The organism is Curtobacterium sp. 458 (genome assembly GCF_030406605.1).
GTDB lineage: Bacteria > Actinomycetota > Actinomycetes > Actinomycetales > Microbacteriaceae > Curtobacterium.
The window spans coordinates 1995090-2012514 of sequence record NZ_CP129104.1 but is presented as its reverse complement, the minus strand read 5'-3'; the positions used below and the strand labels follow the sequence as shown (position 1 = coordinate 2012514).

Sequence of the window (17425 nt, the reverse complement as noted above, 5' to 3'; positions counted from 1 at the left end):
CATCGCGCGTCGCGAGCCGTCAGAACCAGCGTTTGACCTTGAACACCACGAAGAGGACCGCCGCGAACAGGATCATCGCGAGGATGGACAGCGGGTAGCCCCAGGTCCACTGCAGCTCGGGCATGTGGGTGAAGTTCATCCCGTAGATCGCCGCGATGAGCGTCGGCGCGAAGAGGATCGCCGCCCAGCCGGAGATGCGCTTCGTGTCGTCGTTCTGCTTCTGCGCCGCGAGCGTCGAGTCGACGGTCAGGGCGTTCTGCAGCAGCTGCCGGAAGGTGTCGAGGCGCTCCACCGTGCGGATCGCGTGGTCGAGGACGTCACGGAAGCGGCGCTGCATCTCGACGGGCAGGTGGTACTTCTCCGCGCCCCGGTGCAGGTTCTCGATCATGTACACGAGTGGCCGGGCGGCCCGCTGGAACGCGACCACCTCGCCGAACAGCTCGTAGATGCGCTTCGAGACCCCGGCGACGCCGGCGAAGAGCTGGTCCTCGATCTGGTTGATGTCCTCCTCGAGACCGTCGATCACCGGCAGGTAGCCGTCGACGATCGAGTCCATCAGCGCCCAGAGCTGCGCCTGCGGACCCGCCGTGACGAGGCCGGGCTTCCCGCTCATGCGCTGCAGGGCACGGGGGACGGCCTGCGGCCCGCGGGGGTCCGCGGGGACGACCGCGAGGAAGAAGTCCTCGCCGACGAAGGCGTGCACCTCGCCGAACTCGACCTCCTCCTTCGCGTCGTGGTAGACCGCGGGCTTCAGCACCACGAAGAGGGTCTTTCCGTAGCGCTCGAGCTTCGGTCGCTGGTGCCCCTCGGCGGAGTCCTCGACGGCGAGTTCGTGCAGGCCGAGGGCGACGGCCACGTCCCCGAGCTCCTCGGCGTCGGGCTGGTGGAGCACGATGCACGCACTCGCCCCCTGGTCCTCGAGCATCCGGAAGGTGTCGGGGAGCGACGGACACGCGATCGGCGCGATCTTGTCGACGTACACGGTGTTCAGCTCGACGCTCACGTCCCCCACCGTACGCAGGAGGCGCAGGGTGTGGGCGCGTACCGTCCCGGTCATCAGCATGCTGACGAAGGGAGTGGACATGACTGGGACACGGACGTGGCGGATCGTCGTCATCGTGAGCGCGGTGATCGCGGTGGTCGGGTCGTTCATCGGGTCGGGAGCCGCGGGCGGCACCCCGATCCAGGACGCCGCGGGCGGAGCGCTCTCCGCGTCGTCGACGTCGATCGCGCCGGACGGGCCCGCGTTCGGCATCTGGTCGGTGATCTACCTCGGACTGATCGTGTACGCCGTGCGGCAGCTGTTCCGGACCGCCGACGACGAGCGGCACGCGCGACTGGCCCTGCCGGCGACGCTCTCACTCCTGCTCAACGCGGCGTGGATCCTGTCCGTGCAGTTCGGGTTCCTCTGGGCGAGCGAGCCGATCATCGTCGCGCTGCTCGTGGTGCTCGTGTGGACGTTCACGATCCTGCGGCGCACCCGGCCGGCCGGCCTCGTCGAGGCGATCGTCACCGACGGCACGTTCGGGCTCTACCTCGGGTGGGTCTGCGTGGCCACGGCGGCGAACACCGCGGCGGTGCTCACGGCCGCGGGCTTCCGGGGCTTCGGGCTCGGGCAGGACGTCTGGGGCGTGCTCGTCGCGGCGGTGGCCGGGCTCGTCGGGGTCCTGCTCGCGGTGTGGGGTCGCGGGCGGCTCGCTCCGACGGTCTCGCTCTGCTGGGGGCTCGCGTGGGTGGCGGTCGGACGACTCGACGGGCCGCTCGTCTCGGTGCCGACGGCCGTGACGGCCGTGGTGGCCGTGGTCGTCGTCGTGCTCGTCACGCTCCTGGTCCGGACCCGCGCGGGGTGGGCGGCCCGCCGGCGGGCGGTCGCGGCCGTCTGACGGGCGCTACCGCCCGGCCACGAGACTCGGCGGCCCGACCACGAGTCTCGGCCCAGCGGCGCCGAGACTCGGCGTGGCGGACAGTCCTCGCGCTCTGACTCGCGAGGACTGTCCGCCTGCACGAGACTCGGCCGGGCTTCCCCGAGACTCGGCGTGAGCGTCACCTCGCGCGCTCGAGCGCGCGAGAAGTGACGCTCACCACGAGACTCGCCGCACGCACGGCCGCACGGCCAGCGGCGTCAGCGCGCGGCGGCCACGAGGCCGTGCGCGGCGGCGACGGCCTCGTTCACGACCTGCCCCGCGTGCACGTTCAACCCGAGCGCGAGTGCGGGGTCGTCCCCGAGCGCCTGCTCCCACCCGCGGTCGGCGATCGCGACCGCGTACGGCAGCGTCGCGTTCGTCAGCGAGATCGTCGACGTGCGCGGCACCGCACCGGGCATGTTCGCCACGCAGTAGTACACCGCGTCGTGCACGCGGAACGTCGGGTCGTCGTGCGTCGTCGGCCGGGAGCCCTCGAAGCAGCCGCCTTGGTCGATCGCGATGTCGACGAGCACCGACCCGGGCTGCATGTCGGCGACCATCGCGTCCGTCACGAGCTTCGGCGCCGAGGCCCCGGGGATGAGCACCGACCCGATCACGAGGTCGGCGGACGCCAGGGCCGACGCGATCGCGTGCGACGAGGACCGCAGGGTCGTGATGCGTCCGTCGAACCGGGCGTCGAGCGCACGGAGGCGGGGCAGGCTGATGTCGAAGACGGTGACCTCGGCGCCGAGGCCGAGCGCCATCGTCGCCGCGTGCTCCCCCGCGACACCGCCGCCGATCACGACGACGCGGCCCTTGGGCGCGCCCGGGACCCCGCCGAGCAGCAGCCCGCGCCCGCCGTTCGTCCGCATGAGGTGGTACGCGCCGACCTGCGCGGAGAGGCGCCCGGCGATCTCCGACATCGGGGACAGCAGCGGCAGCGAGCGATCGGGCAGCTGGACGGTCTCGTAGGCGATCGCCGTCGCACCCGACTCCATGAGCGCCGTCGTGAGCGGACGGTCGGCGGCGAGGTGCAGGTAGGTGAAGAGCACCTGCCCGGGTCGGATCGACGCGTACTCGGACGCGACCGGCTCCTTCACCTTGAGGATGATCTCGGCGCGGCCCCAGACCTCGGCAGCGGTGTCGACGATCGTCGCGCCGGCTGCGGCGTACTCGTCGTCCGGGAACGCGGACCCGACGCCCGCCCCGGCCTGCACGAGGACCTCGTGGCCGTGCAGCGTCAGCTCGGCGACACCTGCGGGGGTGGCGGCGACGCGGTACTCGTTGTTCTTGACTTCGGTGGGGACGCCGATCAGCATCACGGACTCCTTCGTGGGCGGTGCTCGTTCGACACCCACGATGCGCCGCGGTTCGTTACGGAGAGGTTTCTGCCGAACTTCTGCGCACGAACCAGCCCGGACGTGTCACGGGATTCGGCGTCAGAACACCTTGCCCGGGTTGAGGATGCCCTTCGGGTCGAACACCCGGCGGATCCCGCGCTGGAGCTCGAGGACGTCCGTGCCGACCTCGTCGCCGAGGTGGTGCCGCTTCAGGACCCCCACCCCGTGCTCCCCGGTGAGCGTGCCCCCGAGTTCGATCGCCGCCCGGAAGAGCGCGTCGGCGGCGTCCCACACCTTCTGCGGCACGACCTCGCCGTCGAACACGAAGTTCGGGTGCAGGTTGCCGTCTCCGGCGTGGGCGCAGGTCGGGATCGGTAGGTCGAACTCGCGGCCGATCGCCTCGACCCGGTCGAACATCTCGGCGAGGCGGCTGCGCGGCACGGCGACGTCCTCGATGAGCACCCGCCCGCGCGCGGCCATCGCCGCGTGGAACGAGCGGCGGATCGTGAGCAGTCGGTCGCGTTCGGCGGCCGACCCGGCCAGGCGGACGGTCCCGCCCTCGGCCTGGAGGCGCGGCACGGCTCCCAGCGCGTCCCGCGTCGCGTCCGGGCCGTCGTACTCCACGAGGAGGAACACCCCGCCCTCCTGGCCGCTCCCCACGGTCTCCGCCACCACGCTCGGCCCGAGGTGGTCGGCGATGTAGCCGAGCGACGAGGCGTCAAGGAGCTCGACGGTCGAGGGCCGGGCTGCACCGTCCGCGGACGCCGCGACGATCGCCGCCGACGCCGCTGCCGCCCGGTGCACCGTCGGGAAGACCGCGCCGAGCGTGGCGGGCTCGCCGGCCGGGACCGGCACGAGCCGGACGGTGGCGGCGACGATGACCCCGAGGGTGCCCTCCGAGCCGACCAGGAGCGACGTGAGGTCGAGGCCGGTCACCCCCTTGACCGTGCGGTGGCCCGTCGAGACGAGCCGGCCGTCGGCGAGGACCACGTCGAGTCCGAGCACGGCTTCGCGGGTGACGCCGTACTTCACGCAGCGCAGGCCCCCGGCGTTCGTCGCGATGTTGCCGCCGACGCTCGCGATCGCCGCACTCGCGGGATCGGGCGCGAAGCGGAGTCCGTGGTGCGCGACGGCCTCGTTCAAGGCGCCGTTCAGCACGCCCGGCTCGACGACCGCGAGCTCGTCCTCCGGCGAGACCTCGAGGATGCGGTCCATCCGCGCGACGCTGAGCACGACCGAGCCGTCGGTCCCGTTCGCGCCGCCGGCCAGACCGGTGCCGGCACCGCGCGGGACGACCGGGACTCCGAGCGCCGAGCACGTCCGGAGCGTGGCTTGCACGTGCTCGACGGAGCGGGCCTCGACCACGGCGAGCGGTGCCCCGTCCGCGACCCAGCCGGACCCGTCGGTGCGGGATGCGTCGACCACGGCGTCGTCGGTGCGGACGAGCCCACCGTCCGGGTCGGCGAGGGCGGTGCGGAGGGCGGCGACGACGGAGTCCATGCCCCGCACGCTACCGGGGACGGTCGGGTCAGCCGGCTCGGAGCGACGCACTGGGCAACTCGCCGAACCGCGACCGGTAGGACGCCGAGAACCGACCGAGGTGGCCGAAGCCCCAGTTGCGGGCGATCTCGGCGACGGTGGTGCCGTCCGGGGCCCCGCGGAGCAGGTCGGTCCGTGCGCCGTCGAGTCGGGCTGCGCGCAGCACGTCGCCCGGCGTCTGCCCGAGGTTGCGCTTGAGCGACTGCTGCAGACCGCGGGGGCTGAGCCCCGAGGCCGCGGCGATCTCGGGCGTCCCGATCGGCTCGCGCGCGTGGTCGTGCACGAACTCGAGCGCCCGCCGGAGCCGGTCGTGCTCGGGCCCCGTCCCGGTGACGGCGGCCCGGAAGCGGCTGCGCTCGGGGAACGCGGCGACCGCAGCCCGGACGAACGCCTCGGCGATGTCGCGCTGCTCGACCGGCCCGACGTCGTTGCCCACGTCGAGCCACCGCGACGAGTGCGCCCGGACGGTGTCCTGCCAGATGCGTCGCCCCTCGGCCGTGGGACGCCGCAGCGGCTCGAACGCGAAGTCGTCGTCGCCGACCACGGACCGGACGAAGTCGCGGTCGAGGTGGACGAGGTTGAGCGCGATGTCGCGGTGGTGCAGCAGGTAGGGCGACCCGAACGGCAGGACGATCGGCACGCCGGCTTCGAGGTCGACCGACTCGCCACCGAAGGTGATCGTGCTCGACCCCGAACGCATCCAGGCGACGAGGAAGGCATCGTCGGTCATGCTCTCGGTCTGGAGGTCCACGCCGAGCCGTGACGAACGGAGCGACATCCGGTCGTCGCCGACGCCCGCGAAGTCCCACGGGGTCTGCTGGTGCGTCCGCCGGACCCGGGGCGCGCGGAAGTCGTAGCCGTCGCCGAAGAAGGCCATCGCCTCGTCGACGTCGTGACCGATGAGCCGCCGGAAGGACCGCGGCACGACCGAGGACGCCGTCTGCGACGGGGTGGTCTCGCTCCTGGGCACCATGACACCGAACCTACGGGGCACCACCGACATCGCCCCGCGCGATGCGGACAAACGGCTGGTCACCGCGGCGGTGTCACGGCTGCAGGATGGCCTGCCCGATGCTCTCGTCGATGATGAGGTCCGTCACGAGGCCCGCCGCCAGGGCGCCACGGAGCGAGGCGGCCTTCGACCGACCGGCCACGACGCACACCCGCCGCGGAGCGTGCTTGATCGTGTCGAGGTCCGGTCCGCCGGCCCGCGCGTTGACGCCGATGTCCTTCCACGAGCCGTCCGCCCGGTAGAACACGGTCGAGACGTCGCCGACGACCTTGGCGCGCACGAGCTCCTGTTGGTCCGCCGGGTCGAGGTAGCCGCCGGAGTACACGTGCGACGGCACCGGGGCCTGCGGCGCACCGACGCCGAAGACGACGAGGTCCATGCGCTCGTGCAGGTCGAGCACGCGGCGGATCGACCGCTCCTTGAACAGCATCTCCTTCGTCGCGGGGTCGTCGAAGAACGCCGGCACCGGGAACTGCTGCACGAAGGCGCCGTACGCCTCCCCGAACCTGCGGAGGATCTCGGACGCGTAGACGATGCCCGTCGTGCGGGTGTTCGCGGCGCCGTTCACCTGCACGATCGTCGACCCGTGCGTCGTCTTCGGCACGAGGTACCGGCTGACCGCGCTCACCGTCGAACCCCACGAGATGCCGATGACCATGTTCGAGTCGATGTACTGCGTGAGGATCCGGGCGGCGGACAGCGCGACCCGCTCCAGACGGTCGACGTCGCTCGTGTGGTCGGGCACCGGGACGACGTGCGCGTGCACCCCGAAGCGGGACCGGATCGACCGGCTGAGCGCGGCCGCCTGGTCGAGGGGCGACCGGATCTGGATGTCCACCAGACCGGTGTCCCGCGCGTACTTCAGCAGCCGCGACACCGACGACCTGGACGTCCCGAGCTCGTCCGCGATGGCGTCCATCGTGAGGTCCTGCAGGTAGTACAGGTGCGCGGCGCGCAGCGCCTGCTGGGTGCGCACGGGCTGGGCGGCATCGCTCATGGTGCTCCGATCTGTTGCACCGCAACCATGCACGGACGTGCACGGCCTCTGCAACCCCTGTCGCGCCTCCCGGCCGGGTCGCGAGCGACCACGACACATGTGCTGCACGTTCGTGCACGCAAGTTGCCCAGCCTCCCACCCAGGAGCACCATCGATCCCGAACCAACCGATCGACCAAGGAAGCGACACATGTCGAAGAAGACGCAGCCCCGGAACACGGTGAGCGCCCTCACGGAGCGCCCCAACGCCCAGGTCCTCATCGTCGGTGGTGGCATCAACGGCATCGCCACCTTCCGCGACCTCGCCCTGCAGGGTGTCGACGTCGCGCTCGTCGAGCGCGGCGACTACGCGAGCGGCGCCTCGGCCGCCTCGAGCCACATGATCCACGGCGGCATCCGCTACCTCGAGAACGGCGAGTTCCGCCTCGTCCGCGAGAGCGTGCAGGAGCGCAACGGCCTCATCCGCATCGCCCCGCACTACGTCAAGCCGCTGCAGACGACGATGCCGATCTTCTCGACGTTCTCCGGCATCATGAACGCCCCGCTGCGGATGCTCACGCACAAGCAGCGCTCGACGAAGGAGCGCGGCGCAGCGCTCATCAAGATCGGCATGACGATCTACGACTCGTTCTCGCGCGACGGCGGTTCGGTGCCGAAGCACCGCTTCCTCACGAAGAAGGCGGCCCTCGCGGACATGCCGGCGCTCAACAAGGACCTCAAGTACACGGGCACCTACTACGACGCCTCCGTGCACGAGCCGGAGCGCCTCGCGCTCGACGTCCTCAAGGACGGCCTCGCCGCGGGTACCGGGACGGGCTCGGCAGCGACGGCCCGCGCGGTCAACTACGTCGAGGCCGCCGGGACCCGCGACGGCGGCGTCCTGCTCCGCGACCGGGAGACCGGTTCGGAGTTCACCTTCACCGCCGACGTCGTGATCAACGCGTCGGGCCCCTGGACCGACCTCACCAACGAGGCGTTCGGCGGCGAGACGAAGTTCATGGGCGGCACGAAGGGCTCCCACATCGTCGTGCACAACGACGAGCTCCTCGAGGCCACCAAGAGCCGCGAGCTGTTCTTCGAGAACAACGACGGCCGCATCGTGCTCATCTACCCGCTCAAGGGCCGGGTCCTCATCGGCACGACCGACATCGACGCCGACCCGTCGCAGCCGGCCGTCTGCACCGAGGAGGAGGTCGACTACTTCTTCGGCCTCGTCAAGCACGTCTTCCCGCAGATCGAGCTCACCCGAGACCACATCGTGTACCGGTACTCGGGCATCCGCCCGCTCCCCCGCCACGAGGACACCGCCCCCGGCTTCGTGTCCCGCGACTACCGGATCGTCGACACCCCGATCGCCGGCCTGCCCTCGTCGACCGTGCTGTCGCTCGTCGGCGGCAAGTGGACGACGTTCCGTGCCCTCGCCGCGCACCTCTCCACCGAGGCCACGACCAAGCTCGGCGCCGCCCGGAAGGTCGACACCACCGGCATGCCGATCGGCGGCGGCAAGGACTTCCCGACCACCGACGCGCAGCGCGCCCTCTGGGTGAAGTCGCACCGTGACGGCCTCGACGCCGCCCTCGTCGAGGGCCTGCTCGAGCGTTACGGCACCCGCGCCGCGGAGGTCGTGGACGTCCTCACCGACGGCCCGGTCGAGCCGCTCGAGTCCGACCCGAAGCTCACCCGTGCGGAGGTCGCGTACTTCGCCGAGCACGAGCAGGCCGTGCACCTGGTCGACGTGGTGCTGCGTCGCACGAACCTCGCGTTCGTGGGCGGGGTCACGATCGACCTGCTCGACGAGCTCGCCGACGTCCTCGCCGACACCCTCGGCTGGACCGCGGAGGAGCGCGGCGACGAGGTGCAGCGCACGCTCGACGTGCTGCGTGAATCGCACGGCGTCATCGTGCCGCTGCACACGGCGGCGCAGCCCGCGTAGTCCACGCGACCACAGAACGGACTGGAGGCCCGGTACCAGCTGGTACCCCCTCCCTCGCAGGCTCGGTCGGCGCGCCCCGCGCAACGCTTCGCGTTGCCAACCAGCGGGGCGCGCCAGTCCGTCGTCGCGTCGCGCGGCGCGTCCGTCAGAAGCGCTCGCCCGTCGGGTCCTGCGCGGTCCGGTCGATGAGGTCCTCGCCGCCGACGGGCTCGCCCTCCCAGTCGACCAGGCGCCAGCCGTCGTCGAACGAGCCCTCGAGCTCGACGATCCCGGTGTTCTCCAGGTGCCGCTTCGTGCCGAACTCGTCCGGCGTGTTCTGCGCGACCGCGCTCGCCCACGTCCGGATGGCGGCGCCGTGGCTGACCGCCGCCGCGACCTCGACCCCGGACGACTCGATCCGGCGGACTGCGTCCTCGTAGCGCGCGAAGAACTCGGTGCCGCTCTCCGCGCCGGGCATGCGGCTCTCGCGGTCGCCCTGCGACCATCCGTGCACGGTCGCGATGTAGGTCTGCACGGACACCTTGTCGCTCTTGCCCTGGGTGTCCCCGGCCTCGATCTCACGGAGGCCGTCCAGCACCTCGGGCTCGAGGCCGAGCGCGGCGGCGAGCGGTGCCGCGGTCAGTTGCGTCCGGACCATCGTCGAGACGAAGAGCCGCTCGATGCCGCGGTCGGCGAGTGCCGCCGGGAGCGCCTCGGCCTGTTGCCGCCCGAGGTCGGTGAGTCCGGGGCCGGGCACCTCGGCGTCGAGGATGCCGTGCACGTTCGCGGGGGTCTGGCCGTGGCGGATGAGCAGCAGTCGCATGGTGCCACCCTACGGACGGGCGCCGGTGTCAGCCCTGCCGGGTGTTCCACCGCGGGTTCTGCTTGTTGATGACGTAGACGCGGCCCCGGCGGCGCACCACCTGCGAGCCGGGGATCTTCTTCAGTGCCTTGAGCGAGTTGCGGACCTTCACTGCCGGACCTCCTAGTTGATAACTGTTCTCATGTACAGTACCGCACATGCGTCCCGCCGCCATCACCCTCGTCTCCGCCCTGCACGACTCCGACGCCGACGAACTCGCCGCGCGCCTGGTCGGCGACGGCAGGACCCGCGCCCACCGGATGCGCGTGCACGGCACTGCGCTCCCCGTCGCTCGGGCAGTGGCCGAACGCGTCGATCAACTGGACCGGACCTGCGGGCCGGACGCTGACCACGGGCTCGTCGTCTCCCTCGCCGCCGGCACCGACGTCCGCGCCGTCGGCATGATGCTCGCGAACGCGGCGCGGTCCGAGACGGGGGACGACCGCGTCCTCCGACACGTCGTCGCCGTCCTCCGTGCCGACGAGGTCGCGAACCTGCTCTGGAGCGATGTGGACGACGCGTTCGTCGCTGCGGAGCGCGTGGCGTCGATCGTCGAGTACGCCACGGTGATCGCGCTGGACCGGCTCGGACCGCTCTCCGGGCGTCGGCGACGTGCACTCGTCGCCCTGCTGCACCGGATGGCGCCGCACACGCTCATCGTCGCGGCACGAGCGGTCCGCGGCCCGCTCGACCTCCCGGTCTCGAACGGCGGGGCTGCCCGGCTGCTCGCGGGCGGTGCCGGGTGGATGCGGGCGCTCTCGTCGGGTGCCGACCTCGACGTCCCGCCACGCGGTGTCGGGGACGACCTCGTGACGATGCGGTACCGCGAGCCGTTCCCGTTCCACCCCGACCGGCTGGCGACCGTGATCGCGGAGGACCTCGCGCCCGGGGTGAACGGACGGGTGCTCCGGTCGAAGGGCTTCTTCCGACTCGCTTCCCGGCCGGACCACGTCGGGGCGTGGTCGAGCTTCGGCGCCATGCTCGCGCTCGACCCCACCGCGAACCGCTCGTGGGACGCGGACGCACCGGTCGGGCAGGCGCTCTGGTTCGTCGGGGAACGGCTCGACGTGCGCGGGATCGAGCGGGCACTGGACTCGGCGCTCCTCACGTCCGACGAAGTGCTCTCCGGACCGGAGGTCTGGCGCACGTGGGCGGACCCGTTCCCGGTGTGGCCCGCGCTCGACCCGTCGCACGAGCAGCGGGGCGACTGAGGCCGGGGCGGCACTCCGCTGGGCACGGACGAGTGACCCGTCGTCGAACGACATGGTGGTCGTCGTCCGACAGCGGCCGCGTCGCAGTCCCGCGTCCGCGACAGCCAGCGCGTGCAACGGGCGACGGCGCCGCTGTCGTTCGACGACAGCGCCGTCGTTCGACAGCGGCCCCCACGTCGCCCCGCGTCACCCCCCGACGCCCCCGCGAGGCGCCCGTCAGCGCCCGGCGGGCTCCGGCGCTGCCTCAGCAGCACGCACGGCGTCGGCGGCCGCGAACGGCAGGTCGCCGAGGTCGAGGTTCGGGTTCGTGTCCTGCGTCAGCACGAGCTCGTGCGCCTCGGCCTCCGTCTCGACCGCGGGCATCGAGCCCGGGAGCGGCCGCTGCGACGACTCCTTCATGCAGAACACCCCGACGGCCCCGAGCGCGCTCATCGCCATGAGGAAGTACGCCGGCGCGAGCTGGTCGCCCGTCCAGGTCAGCAGCGCCTGGACGATCAGCGGGGTCGTCCCACCGAAGACCGCGATCGCGATGTTGTACGCGAACCCCATCGCCCCGTACCGCGTCGAGGTCGGGAACAGCGCGGGGAGGGACGCCGCCTGGTTCGAGACCCAGAGCGCGGTCATGAGGGCGAGGAGGGCGAGACCGAGCAGCGTCGACCACTGCGCTCCGTGGGCGATGAGCAGGAACGCCGGGACGACGAGGACCACGGTGGTCGCGGCCCCGATCCACATGACGACCCGGCGGCCGAGGCGGTCCGAGAGCCGACCGGTCAGCGGCAGCATGACGGCGAGCAGCACGAGCACGGGGATGGTGAGGAGCGTGCCGTCGAGCGCGGAGTACCCGAGCGAGTCGGTGAGGTACGTCGGCATGTACGAGGTCAGCGCGTACCCGACCGTGTTCGACGCGGCGACGAGCATCACCGCGATGAGGATCGGGCGCCAGTGGTCGCGGACCATGGCGAACACGCTCGTCGGCCGGTCACCGGTGGCGTCGGCACGTGCTTCTGCGGAGGCCTCCTGCGCGGCCTGGGTCGCCTGGAAGACGGGCGACTCCTCGATGCGCAGGCGGAAGTAGATCGCCACGACGCCGATCACCCCGGCGAGCAGGAACGGCACGCGCCAGCCCCAGGCCGTCATCGTGGCGTCGCCCAGTGTGAGCTGGAGCACGGTCACCACCGTGGCACCGAGCGCGAAGCCCATGTAGCTGCCGAAGTCGAGGATGCTCGCGAAGAACCCACGGCGGCGGTCCGGGGCGTACTCGGTGACGAACGTCGTCGCGCCGGCGTACTCACCGCCGGTCGAGAAGCCCTGCAGGAGCTTGAGCACGACGAGCACGACGGGCGCGAGGGCACCGATGGTCGCGTAGGCGGGGAGTGCGCCGATGAGGAACGTCGAGGTCGCCATCAGGATGAGCGTCGTCGCGAGGACGCGCTGCCGACCGAGCCGGTCGCCCAGCCGCCCGAACACGATCCCGCCGAGCGGCCTGGCGATGTACGTCGCCGCGAACACGCCGAGGCTGAAGAGGATCTGCACCGCGGGCTCCGCGGTCGGCAGGAAGACCTTCCCCATCGTGACGGCGAGGTACCCGTAGACCCCGACGTCGTACCACTCCATCGTGTTGCCGACCACCATGCCGCCGACGGCTCGGCGCATCATGCTCTTGTCGACCACGGTGACGTCGCTCACACGGAGTCGACGTCGCTGCTCGGTACTGCTGGGGTCGGATCCCATCGGTTCCTCTCTGGGGGACGGCATGGCCGTCGAGCGGCCGGACGGGCCGCGGGGGTCGTTCGGACAGCCAGCGACGTTACCGAGCGACCGACATGTCACTGTGTGGGCATTCACAGGGAACGGCGTGTCACCCGGACGGGGGTCACCGCCCCATCGGCGCGGACACGGGGAAGCGCGGAACCTGAATCACGAACGGGTAACGTTCGCACATGGCGATCGAACCCGAGACGAAGAGCTGGACGTGGGTCATCGGTGCGACGTGCCCCGAGTGCGGCTTCGACGGCCGCGCGGTGTCCGTCCGCGACGTCCCCGGCGTCATCGAGGAGAACACCGCGGCGTGGCCGGCGGTCCTGGAGCGCGACGACGTCCGCGTCCGCCCGGACGACCACACCTGGTCGCCGCTCGAGTACGCCGCGCACGTGCGTGACGTGCACCGGAGGATGGCCGAGCGGCTCGCGCTCATGCTCGAGCAGGACGGACCGACGTTCCCGAACTGGGACCAGGACGCCACCGCGGTCGAGGACGACTACGCCGCGCAGGACCCGGCGGCGGTCGCCCGGGAGCTCGTCGACGCCGGCCGACGCGCGGCGGAGGCGTTCGCGGCGGTCCGCGACGCGGACCTCGACCGGACCGGACTGCGCTCGGACGGCAGCGCGTTCACGGTCGCGACCCTCGCGACCTACTACGCCCACGACCCGGTGCACCACCTCTGGGACGTGCGGCGCACGCGGTAGGCGACCCGCGCCTCCCGGCCTGGAGGCACGGCGCGCCTCCGCCACGGCCGTCCCGCCCCGTCCTGTCTCGCCTGGTCCACGGGACGCGCGCGTCCCGACGAACTGCGCGTCGATCGTCAGGTGCGACGTCGAACCGCGCGCGTTCCGTCACCCACCGGGGGTGTCAGGCGAGCACGTCGAGGACGGCGCGCGCGGTGGCGGCGTCGGTGACGAGCTCGTTCACCAGGCCACCGCGCACCGCGCCGAGGATGCTCGTCGCCTTTCCGGGACCGACCGCGACGCCCACGGCGTGCGGGACGGCCGCGAGGACCTCGCGGGAGGTCCGCACCATCCGGTCGCTGCCCGGGAACTCCACCGCCGAGCCGTCCGCGGCGAAGAAGTTGAGGCAGACGTCGCCGGCAGCTCGGTCGAAGGCCTCGTCCTCGACCGGCAGGCCGCGCGCGAGCTCGTGCCGGGTGACGACGGGAGCGCCGATCCCGAGCAACGCCCCCTTCGCCCGCCGCCAGAGCCCGACGACGTGCTGGAAGGCCGGGTCGTCGTCGAGCGAGGCCCGCAGCGTCTCGCTCGGGAGGGCCGGCGCGAACAGGAACGCGGGGATCGCGCCGGACCGCTCGGCGGCGGCGCGGGTGATCTCGTTCGTCTGGAACCAGCGGTTCGGGTCGGCCTGTCCTCCGACGGTCGGGACGAGCTGGACGCCCGGCATCGGCGGCAGACCGGTGTGCGCGAGGTCGTGGACGGTGCTGCCCGAGGAGACCAGGACGGCGTCACCGGGCGCGAGGGCCATCGCCTCGATCGCCGCGGCGACGGGCGCTGCGAGGTCGGCCCCGAGCGTCGCCTGGTGGGTGACGGCGGCGAGTCGGACGGCGCGGAGACCGAGCGCGTCGCGGAGCTCGGCGGCGAGCGCGACGGTCTCGTCGCGGAACGGGTCGACGACCTCGATGCGGACGAGGCCGGCGCGGCGGGCCTCGGAGACGAGTCGACTCACGGTCGGTCGGGACACCCCGAGGCGGTCGGCGATCTCGGCCTGGGTGGCGTCCTCGAGGTAGTACATCCGCGCTGCCTGGTACACGGTGTCGAGCGGGAACCGGGAGCGGGCACCCTCCGGCTGGACGGAGGGCTCGGTGGACACGCGACCGATCGTAGCCGGAGCACGTGATCCCCAGCCGACTGTCGGTTGCCGGACGTACGGTGCTGCCGACTCCACCGCACCACGTGCCTCCGCACCGGGTGCCATGCACCACCGAGGGGATCCGATGAAGAAGTCAGCCTGGCTGCCCGCCGTCATCGCACCGGTCGTCGTCGCCGGCGCCGTCGCGGCACCGATGATCGCGAACGCCGCGTCGACCCCGATCGCCGGGTCCGACCCGAGCGCGGCGGACGTCATCGCCAGCGTCGCGCAGTCGTCCGACGCACAGTACTCGGGCAAGGTCGAGCAGACGAGCGACCTCGGGCTGCCCGAGCTCCCCTCCGGATCGGGCGGCTCGTCCCTGCAGGGCGACGCGTCGGACGCGCTGAGCATGCTGACCACGTCGCACACCGCGCGCCTGTACGTCGACGGCGCGGACAAGCAACGTGTGCAGGTGACGACCCAGCTCGCCGAGCAGGACCTCGTGCGCAACGGCTCCGACGTCTGGACGTGGGACTCGAAGCAGCGGGAGGCGACGCACGTCACGCTCCCCGCGAAGGCGTCGGCCCCCGAGGACGGCTCCGCCACGCCGGCGGACCTCGCTCGGAAGGCCATCGACGCGATCACGCCGAGCACGACGGTGTCGAAGCCGACGAGCACCTCGGTCGCCGGCCACGACGCCTGGTCGATCACGCTCACGCCGCGGTCGAGCGACTCCCTCGTCGGGTCCGTGCGCCTGGCGGTCGACCAGCAGACCGGTCTCCCGCTGCGGGTGACCGTGTCGGCGAAGGGGCAGGACTCCCCCGCGTTCCAGGTCGGCTTCACGAGCCTCGACTACGGTGCGCCGGCCGCCCGCCTGTTCGACTTCACCCCGCCGAGCGGCGCCGAGGTGCACACGAAGGACCTCTCGGACGCGTCTCGTGAGCACGCGGACCACCGCGGACACGACCGCGCGGACGACCGATCCGCGGCGGGTGTCACGACCACGGGCTCCGGCTGGGACACGATCGCCGAGCTGCCCGCCGGCTCGGCCGACACCACGGCGCTGGACGCCGACGCGAGCGGGCTGCTCGACCAGCTGACCCGCCCGGTCGACGGCGGCCGCGCGGTACAGACCTCCCTCGTGTCCGTCTACCTGACGAGCGACGGCCGGGTGCTCGCGGGCGCGGTCCCGGTCTCCGCCCTCGTGGCCGCGGCCAAGTGACGGACGCTGCTGCTCCCGACGGGTACGCGATCCGCACCGAGGGCCTGCGGAAGGTCTTCCGGAAGCAGCACGCCGTCGACGGCATCGACCTCGAGGTCCCCCGTGGTGCGGTGTTCGGGTTCCTCGGCCCGAACGGTTCGGGCAAGACGACGACGATCCGGATGCTGCTCGGGCTCACCGGGGCGACCGGCGGGACCATCGAGGTCCTCGGTCGCCGGATGCCCGACGCGCTGCACGAGGTCCTGCCCCGCGTCGGCGCGCTCGTCGAGGGGCCCGCGTCGTACCCGTACCTGTCCGGCCGGGCAAACCTGTCCCGGTTCGACGCAGCCGACCCGACGACCGACCCCCGCACGAGGAAGGCCCGGGTGGCAGCGGCGCTCGACCGGGTGGGGCTGTCCCACGCCGCCGACAAGAAGGCGCACGCCTACTCCCTCGGCATGAAGCAGCGGCTCGGGCTCGCGAACGCACTCCTGACGCCACGAGACCTGCTCGTGCTCGACGAACCGACGAACGGCCTCGACCCGCAGGGCACGCGCGAGGTCCGGAACCTCATCCGGTCCCTGGCCGACGACGGCACCACGGTGTTCGTGTCGAGCCACCTCCTGGCAGAGATCGAGCAGGTGTGCACGCACGCCGGGGTGATGCGCGCCGGGAAGCTCGTCGCGCAGGGGTCGCTCGACGAGCTGCGGTCCGCCGGGGTCCGGACCCTGACCGTCCGCACGCCGGACCTCGGTCAGGCGGGCAGCGTCCTCGTGCGCCTCGGGCTCACGCCGCGACACGAGGGCGGTGCGGACGTACTCGTCGCGGACCTCCCGGCCGCCGTGCTCGCCGAGGACGTCACCGCCGAGCTCGTCCGGGCCGACGTCCGGGTGCGCGGCATCACCGTGGGTGGCGGCAGCCTCGAGGACCTGTTCGTCGCACTCACCGGGGAGGGCTTCGATGTCGCAGCCTGACGCCCCGTCCCGCGCGGACGCCGGCGGCACCGCGATCGCCCGTCGGCGGCCCTTCGCCCTGCTCGGCTCCGAACTCGGACTGCTGTTCCGCCGACGCCGCACCTGGGCGATGCTCGGCGCACTGGCGCTCGTCCCGATCCTCATCGCCGTCGCGGTCCGCGCCACCACGGGTCCGGACCGCGGCGGGCCGGCGTTCCTCGGCGACATCACGAACAACGGCCTCTTCGTCGCGTTCACCGCGCTGACGGTGTCGATCCCCCTGTTCCTGCCGCTGACCATCGGGGTGGTCTCGGGCGACACGGTCGCGGGCGAGGCGAACCACGGGACCATCCGCTACCTGCTCGTCGCCCCGACCGGTCGCCTGCGCTTCGTGCTCGTGAAGTACGTCGGCACGGTCGCGTTCGCCCTCGCGGCGACGCTCCTCATCGTGCTCGTCGGTGCCGCGATCGGGGCGCTGCTGTTCCCGATCGGCCCCGTCACCCTGCTCTCCGGCACGCAGGTCGACGGCTGGTCGTACGCGGGTCGGGCCCTGCTGCTCGCGCTGTACGTCGCGATGTCGATGCTCGGGCTCGCGGCGATCGGCCTGTTCGCGTCGACGCTGACGAGCGTCCCGGTCGGGGCGATGGCCGCGACGGTCGTGCTCGCGGGGGCGTCGCAGGTGCTCGACCAGCTGCCGCAGCTCGACTGGCTGCACCCGTTCCTGTTCTCGCACCAGTGGCTCGGGTTCGGCGACCTGCTCCGCGACCCGATCGCGTTCGACTCGTTCGGTGCGAACGCCGTGCTGCAGCTCGGTTACGTGGTCGTGTTCGGGGCGCTGGCGTACAGCCGGTTCGCCACGAAGGACGTCCTGAGCTAGCCAGCGTTCGAGCTCGCCCGCGTCCGAGCGCGCCCGCGTCCGAGC

16 protein-coding genes are annotated in these 17425 nt (G+C 72.3%); 7 read left to right on the top strand and 9 right to left on the bottom strand.

What is annotated here, in order from left to right; translation table 11 throughout:
* Positions 1-19 precede the first annotated feature (19 nt).
* Positions 20-1003, bottom strand: a complete 984-nt coding sequence (locus QPJ90_RS10000; RefSeq protein ID WP_290131097.1) for a magnesium and cobalt transport protein CorA — start codon at positions 1001-1003, stop codon at positions 20-22.
* 79 nt (positions 1004-1082) lie between these two features.
* Here QPJ90_RS10000 and QPJ90_RS09995 point away from each other — a divergent pair, with 79 nt between their 5' ends.
* The gene (locus QPJ90_RS09995) at positions 1083-1883 is read left to right on the top strand and encodes a tryptophan-rich sensory protein (RefSeq protein WP_290131096.1); all 801 of its coding nucleotides are present in this window, start codon (positions 1083-1085) and stop codon (positions 1881-1883) included.
* Between the two features lie 239 nt (positions 1884-2122).
* Here the strand turns inward: QPJ90_RS09995 and ald are convergent, their stop codons facing one another.
* From ald to QPJ90_RS09975, 4 genes are all read right to left on the bottom strand, one after another.
* The gene (gene ald / locus QPJ90_RS09990; RefSeq protein ID WP_290131095.1) at positions 2123-3223 is read right to left on the bottom strand and encodes an alanine dehydrogenase; all 1101 of its coding nucleotides are present in this window, start codon (positions 3221-3223) and stop codon (positions 2123-2125) included.
* A 120-nt stretch (positions 3224-3343) separates the two neighbouring features.
* Positions 3344-4744, bottom strand: a complete 1401-nt coding sequence (locus tag QPJ90_RS09985; protein ID WP_290131094.1) for an FAD-linked oxidase C-terminal domain-containing protein — start codon at positions 4742-4744, stop codon at positions 3344-3346.
* A gap of 28 nt (positions 4745-4772) precedes the next feature.
* The gene (locus QPJ90_RS09980) at positions 4773-5756 is read right to left on the bottom strand and encodes an AraC family transcriptional regulator (RefSeq protein ID WP_290131093.1); all 984 of its coding nucleotides are present in this window, start codon (positions 5754-5756) and stop codon (positions 4773-4775) included.
* A gap of 73 nt (positions 5757-5829) precedes the next feature.
* Positions 5830-6792 (bottom strand): sugar-binding domain-containing protein, encoded by a 963-nt coding sequence (locus QPJ90_RS09975; RefSeq protein WP_290131092.1) that lies wholly within the window; start codon positions 6790-6792, stop codon positions 5830-5832.
* 189 nt (positions 6793-6981) lie between these two features.
* Between QPJ90_RS09975 and QPJ90_RS09970 the strand changes: the two genes are divergently transcribed.
* Complete coding sequence (locus QPJ90_RS09970) at positions 6982-8724, top strand: glycerol-3-phosphate dehydrogenase/oxidase (protein WP_290131091.1); 1743 nt, start codon at positions 6982-6984, stop codon at positions 8722-8724.
* Positions 8725-8869: 145 nt separating this feature from the next.
* Here QPJ90_RS09970 and QPJ90_RS09965 read toward each other — a convergent pair whose 3' ends face one another.
* Together QPJ90_RS09965 and ykgO are read right to left on the bottom strand one after the other, a co-directional pair.
* Complete coding sequence (locus tag QPJ90_RS09965) at positions 8870-9526, bottom strand: histidine phosphatase family protein (RefSeq protein WP_290131090.1); 657 nt, start codon at positions 9524-9526, stop codon at positions 8870-8872.
* A 28-nt stretch (positions 9527-9554) separates the two neighbouring features.
* The gene (gene ykgO, locus QPJ90_RS09960; RefSeq protein WP_022905672.1) at positions 9555-9677 is read right to left on the bottom strand and encodes a type B 50S ribosomal protein L36; all 123 of its coding nucleotides are present in this window, start codon (positions 9675-9677) and stop codon (positions 9555-9557) included.
* Between the two features lie 46 nt (positions 9678-9723).
* On the opposite strand from ykgO, the gene QPJ90_RS09955 reads away from it, so the two are divergent.
* The gene (locus QPJ90_RS09955) at positions 9724-10776 is read left to right on the top strand and encodes a GTP-binding protein (RefSeq protein ID WP_290131089.1); all 1053 of its coding nucleotides are present in this window, start codon (positions 9724-9726) and stop codon (positions 10774-10776) included.
* Between the two features lie 216 nt (positions 10777-10992).
* Here QPJ90_RS09955 and QPJ90_RS09950 read toward each other — a convergent pair whose 3' ends face one another.
* Positions 10993-12507, bottom strand: a complete 1515-nt coding sequence (locus QPJ90_RS09950; protein WP_290131088.1) for an MFS transporter — start codon at positions 12505-12507, stop codon at positions 10993-10995.
* 209 nt (positions 12508-12716) lie between these two features.
* Here QPJ90_RS09950 and QPJ90_RS09945 point away from each other — a divergent pair, with 209 nt between their 5' ends.
* Positions 12717-13241, top strand: a complete 525-nt coding sequence (locus tag QPJ90_RS09945) for a DinB family protein (RefSeq protein ID WP_290131087.1) — start codon at positions 12717-12719, stop codon at positions 13239-13241.
* A gap of 163 nt (positions 13242-13404) precedes the next feature.
* Here QPJ90_RS09945 and QPJ90_RS09940 read toward each other — a convergent pair whose 3' ends face one another.
* Positions 13405-14370 carry a sugar-binding domain-containing protein gene (locus QPJ90_RS09940; RefSeq protein ID WP_290131086.1) on the bottom strand — a complete coding sequence of 322 codons (966 nt, stop codon included), beginning with the start codon at positions 14368-14370 and terminating at the stop codon, positions 13405-13407.
* A 124-nt stretch (positions 14371-14494) separates the two neighbouring features.
* Here QPJ90_RS09940 and QPJ90_RS09935 point away from each other — a divergent pair, with 124 nt between their 5' ends.
* From QPJ90_RS09935 to QPJ90_RS09925, 3 genes are read left to right on the top strand one after another with little or no spacing between them, the layout of a single operon-like run.
* Positions 14495-15571 (top strand): outer membrane lipoprotein carrier protein LolA, encoded by a 1077-nt coding sequence (locus QPJ90_RS09935; RefSeq protein ID WP_290131085.1) that lies wholly within the window; start codon positions 14495-14497, stop codon positions 15569-15571.
* Complete coding sequence (locus QPJ90_RS09930) at positions 15568-16524, top strand: ATP-binding cassette domain-containing protein (protein ID WP_290131084.1); 957 nt, start codon at positions 15568-15570, stop codon at positions 16522-16524. The genes QPJ90_RS09935 and QPJ90_RS09930 overlap by 4 nt, the downstream gene beginning before the upstream one ends.
* Entirely contained in the window at positions 16511-17380 is an 870-nt protein-coding gene (locus QPJ90_RS09925; protein WP_290131083.1) for an ABC transporter permease, read from the top strand. The genes QPJ90_RS09930 and QPJ90_RS09925 overlap by 14 nt, the downstream gene beginning before the upstream one ends.
* The last annotated feature ends 45 nt before the right edge of the window (positions 17381-17425 follow it).

Coding starts and splice junctions, on each gene's coding strand:
- QPJ90_RS09995 (WP_290131096.1), top strand. CDS start 1,083: ATGACTGGGACACGGACGTGGCGGATCGTCGTCATCGTGAGCGCGGTG.
- ald (WP_290131095.1), bottom strand. CDS start 3,223: ATGCTGATCGGCGTCCCCACCGAAGTCAAGAACAACGAGTACCGCGTC.
- QPJ90_RS09985 (WP_290131094.1), bottom strand. CDS start 4,744: ATGGACTCCGTCGTCGCCGCCCTCCGCACCGCCCTCGCCGACCCGGAC.
- QPJ90_RS09980 (WP_290131093.1), bottom strand. CDS start 5,756: ATGGTGCCCAGGAGCGAGACCACCCCGTCGCAGACGGCGTCCTCGGTC.
- QPJ90_RS09975 (WP_290131092.1), bottom strand. CDS start 6,792: ATGAGCGATGCCGCCCAGCCCGTGCGCACCCAGCAGGCGCTGCGCGCC.
- QPJ90_RS09970 (WP_290131091.1), top strand. CDS start 6,982: ATGTCGAAGAAGACGCAGCCCCGGAACACGGTGAGCGCCCTCACGGAG.
- QPJ90_RS09965 (WP_290131090.1), bottom strand. CDS start 9,526: ATGCGACTGCTGCTCATCCGCCACGGCCAGACCCCCGCGAACGTGCAC.
- QPJ90_RS09955 (WP_290131089.1), top strand. CDS start 9,724: ATGCGTCCCGCCGCCATCACCCTCGTCTCCGCCCTGCACGACTCCGAC.
- QPJ90_RS09950 (WP_290131088.1), bottom strand. CDS start 12,507: ATGGGATCCGACCCCAGCAGTACCGAGCAGCGACGTCGACTCCGTGTG.
- QPJ90_RS09945 (WP_290131087.1), top strand. CDS start 12,717: ATGGCGATCGAACCCGAGACGAAGAGCTGGACGTGGGTCATCGGTGCG.
- QPJ90_RS09935 (WP_290131085.1), top strand. CDS start 14,495: ATGAAGAAGTCAGCCTGGCTGCCCGCCGTCATCGCACCGGTCGTCGTC.
- QPJ90_RS09925 (WP_290131083.1), top strand. CDS start 16,511: ATGTCGCAGCCTGACGCCCCGTCCCGCGCGGACGCCGGCGGCACCGCG.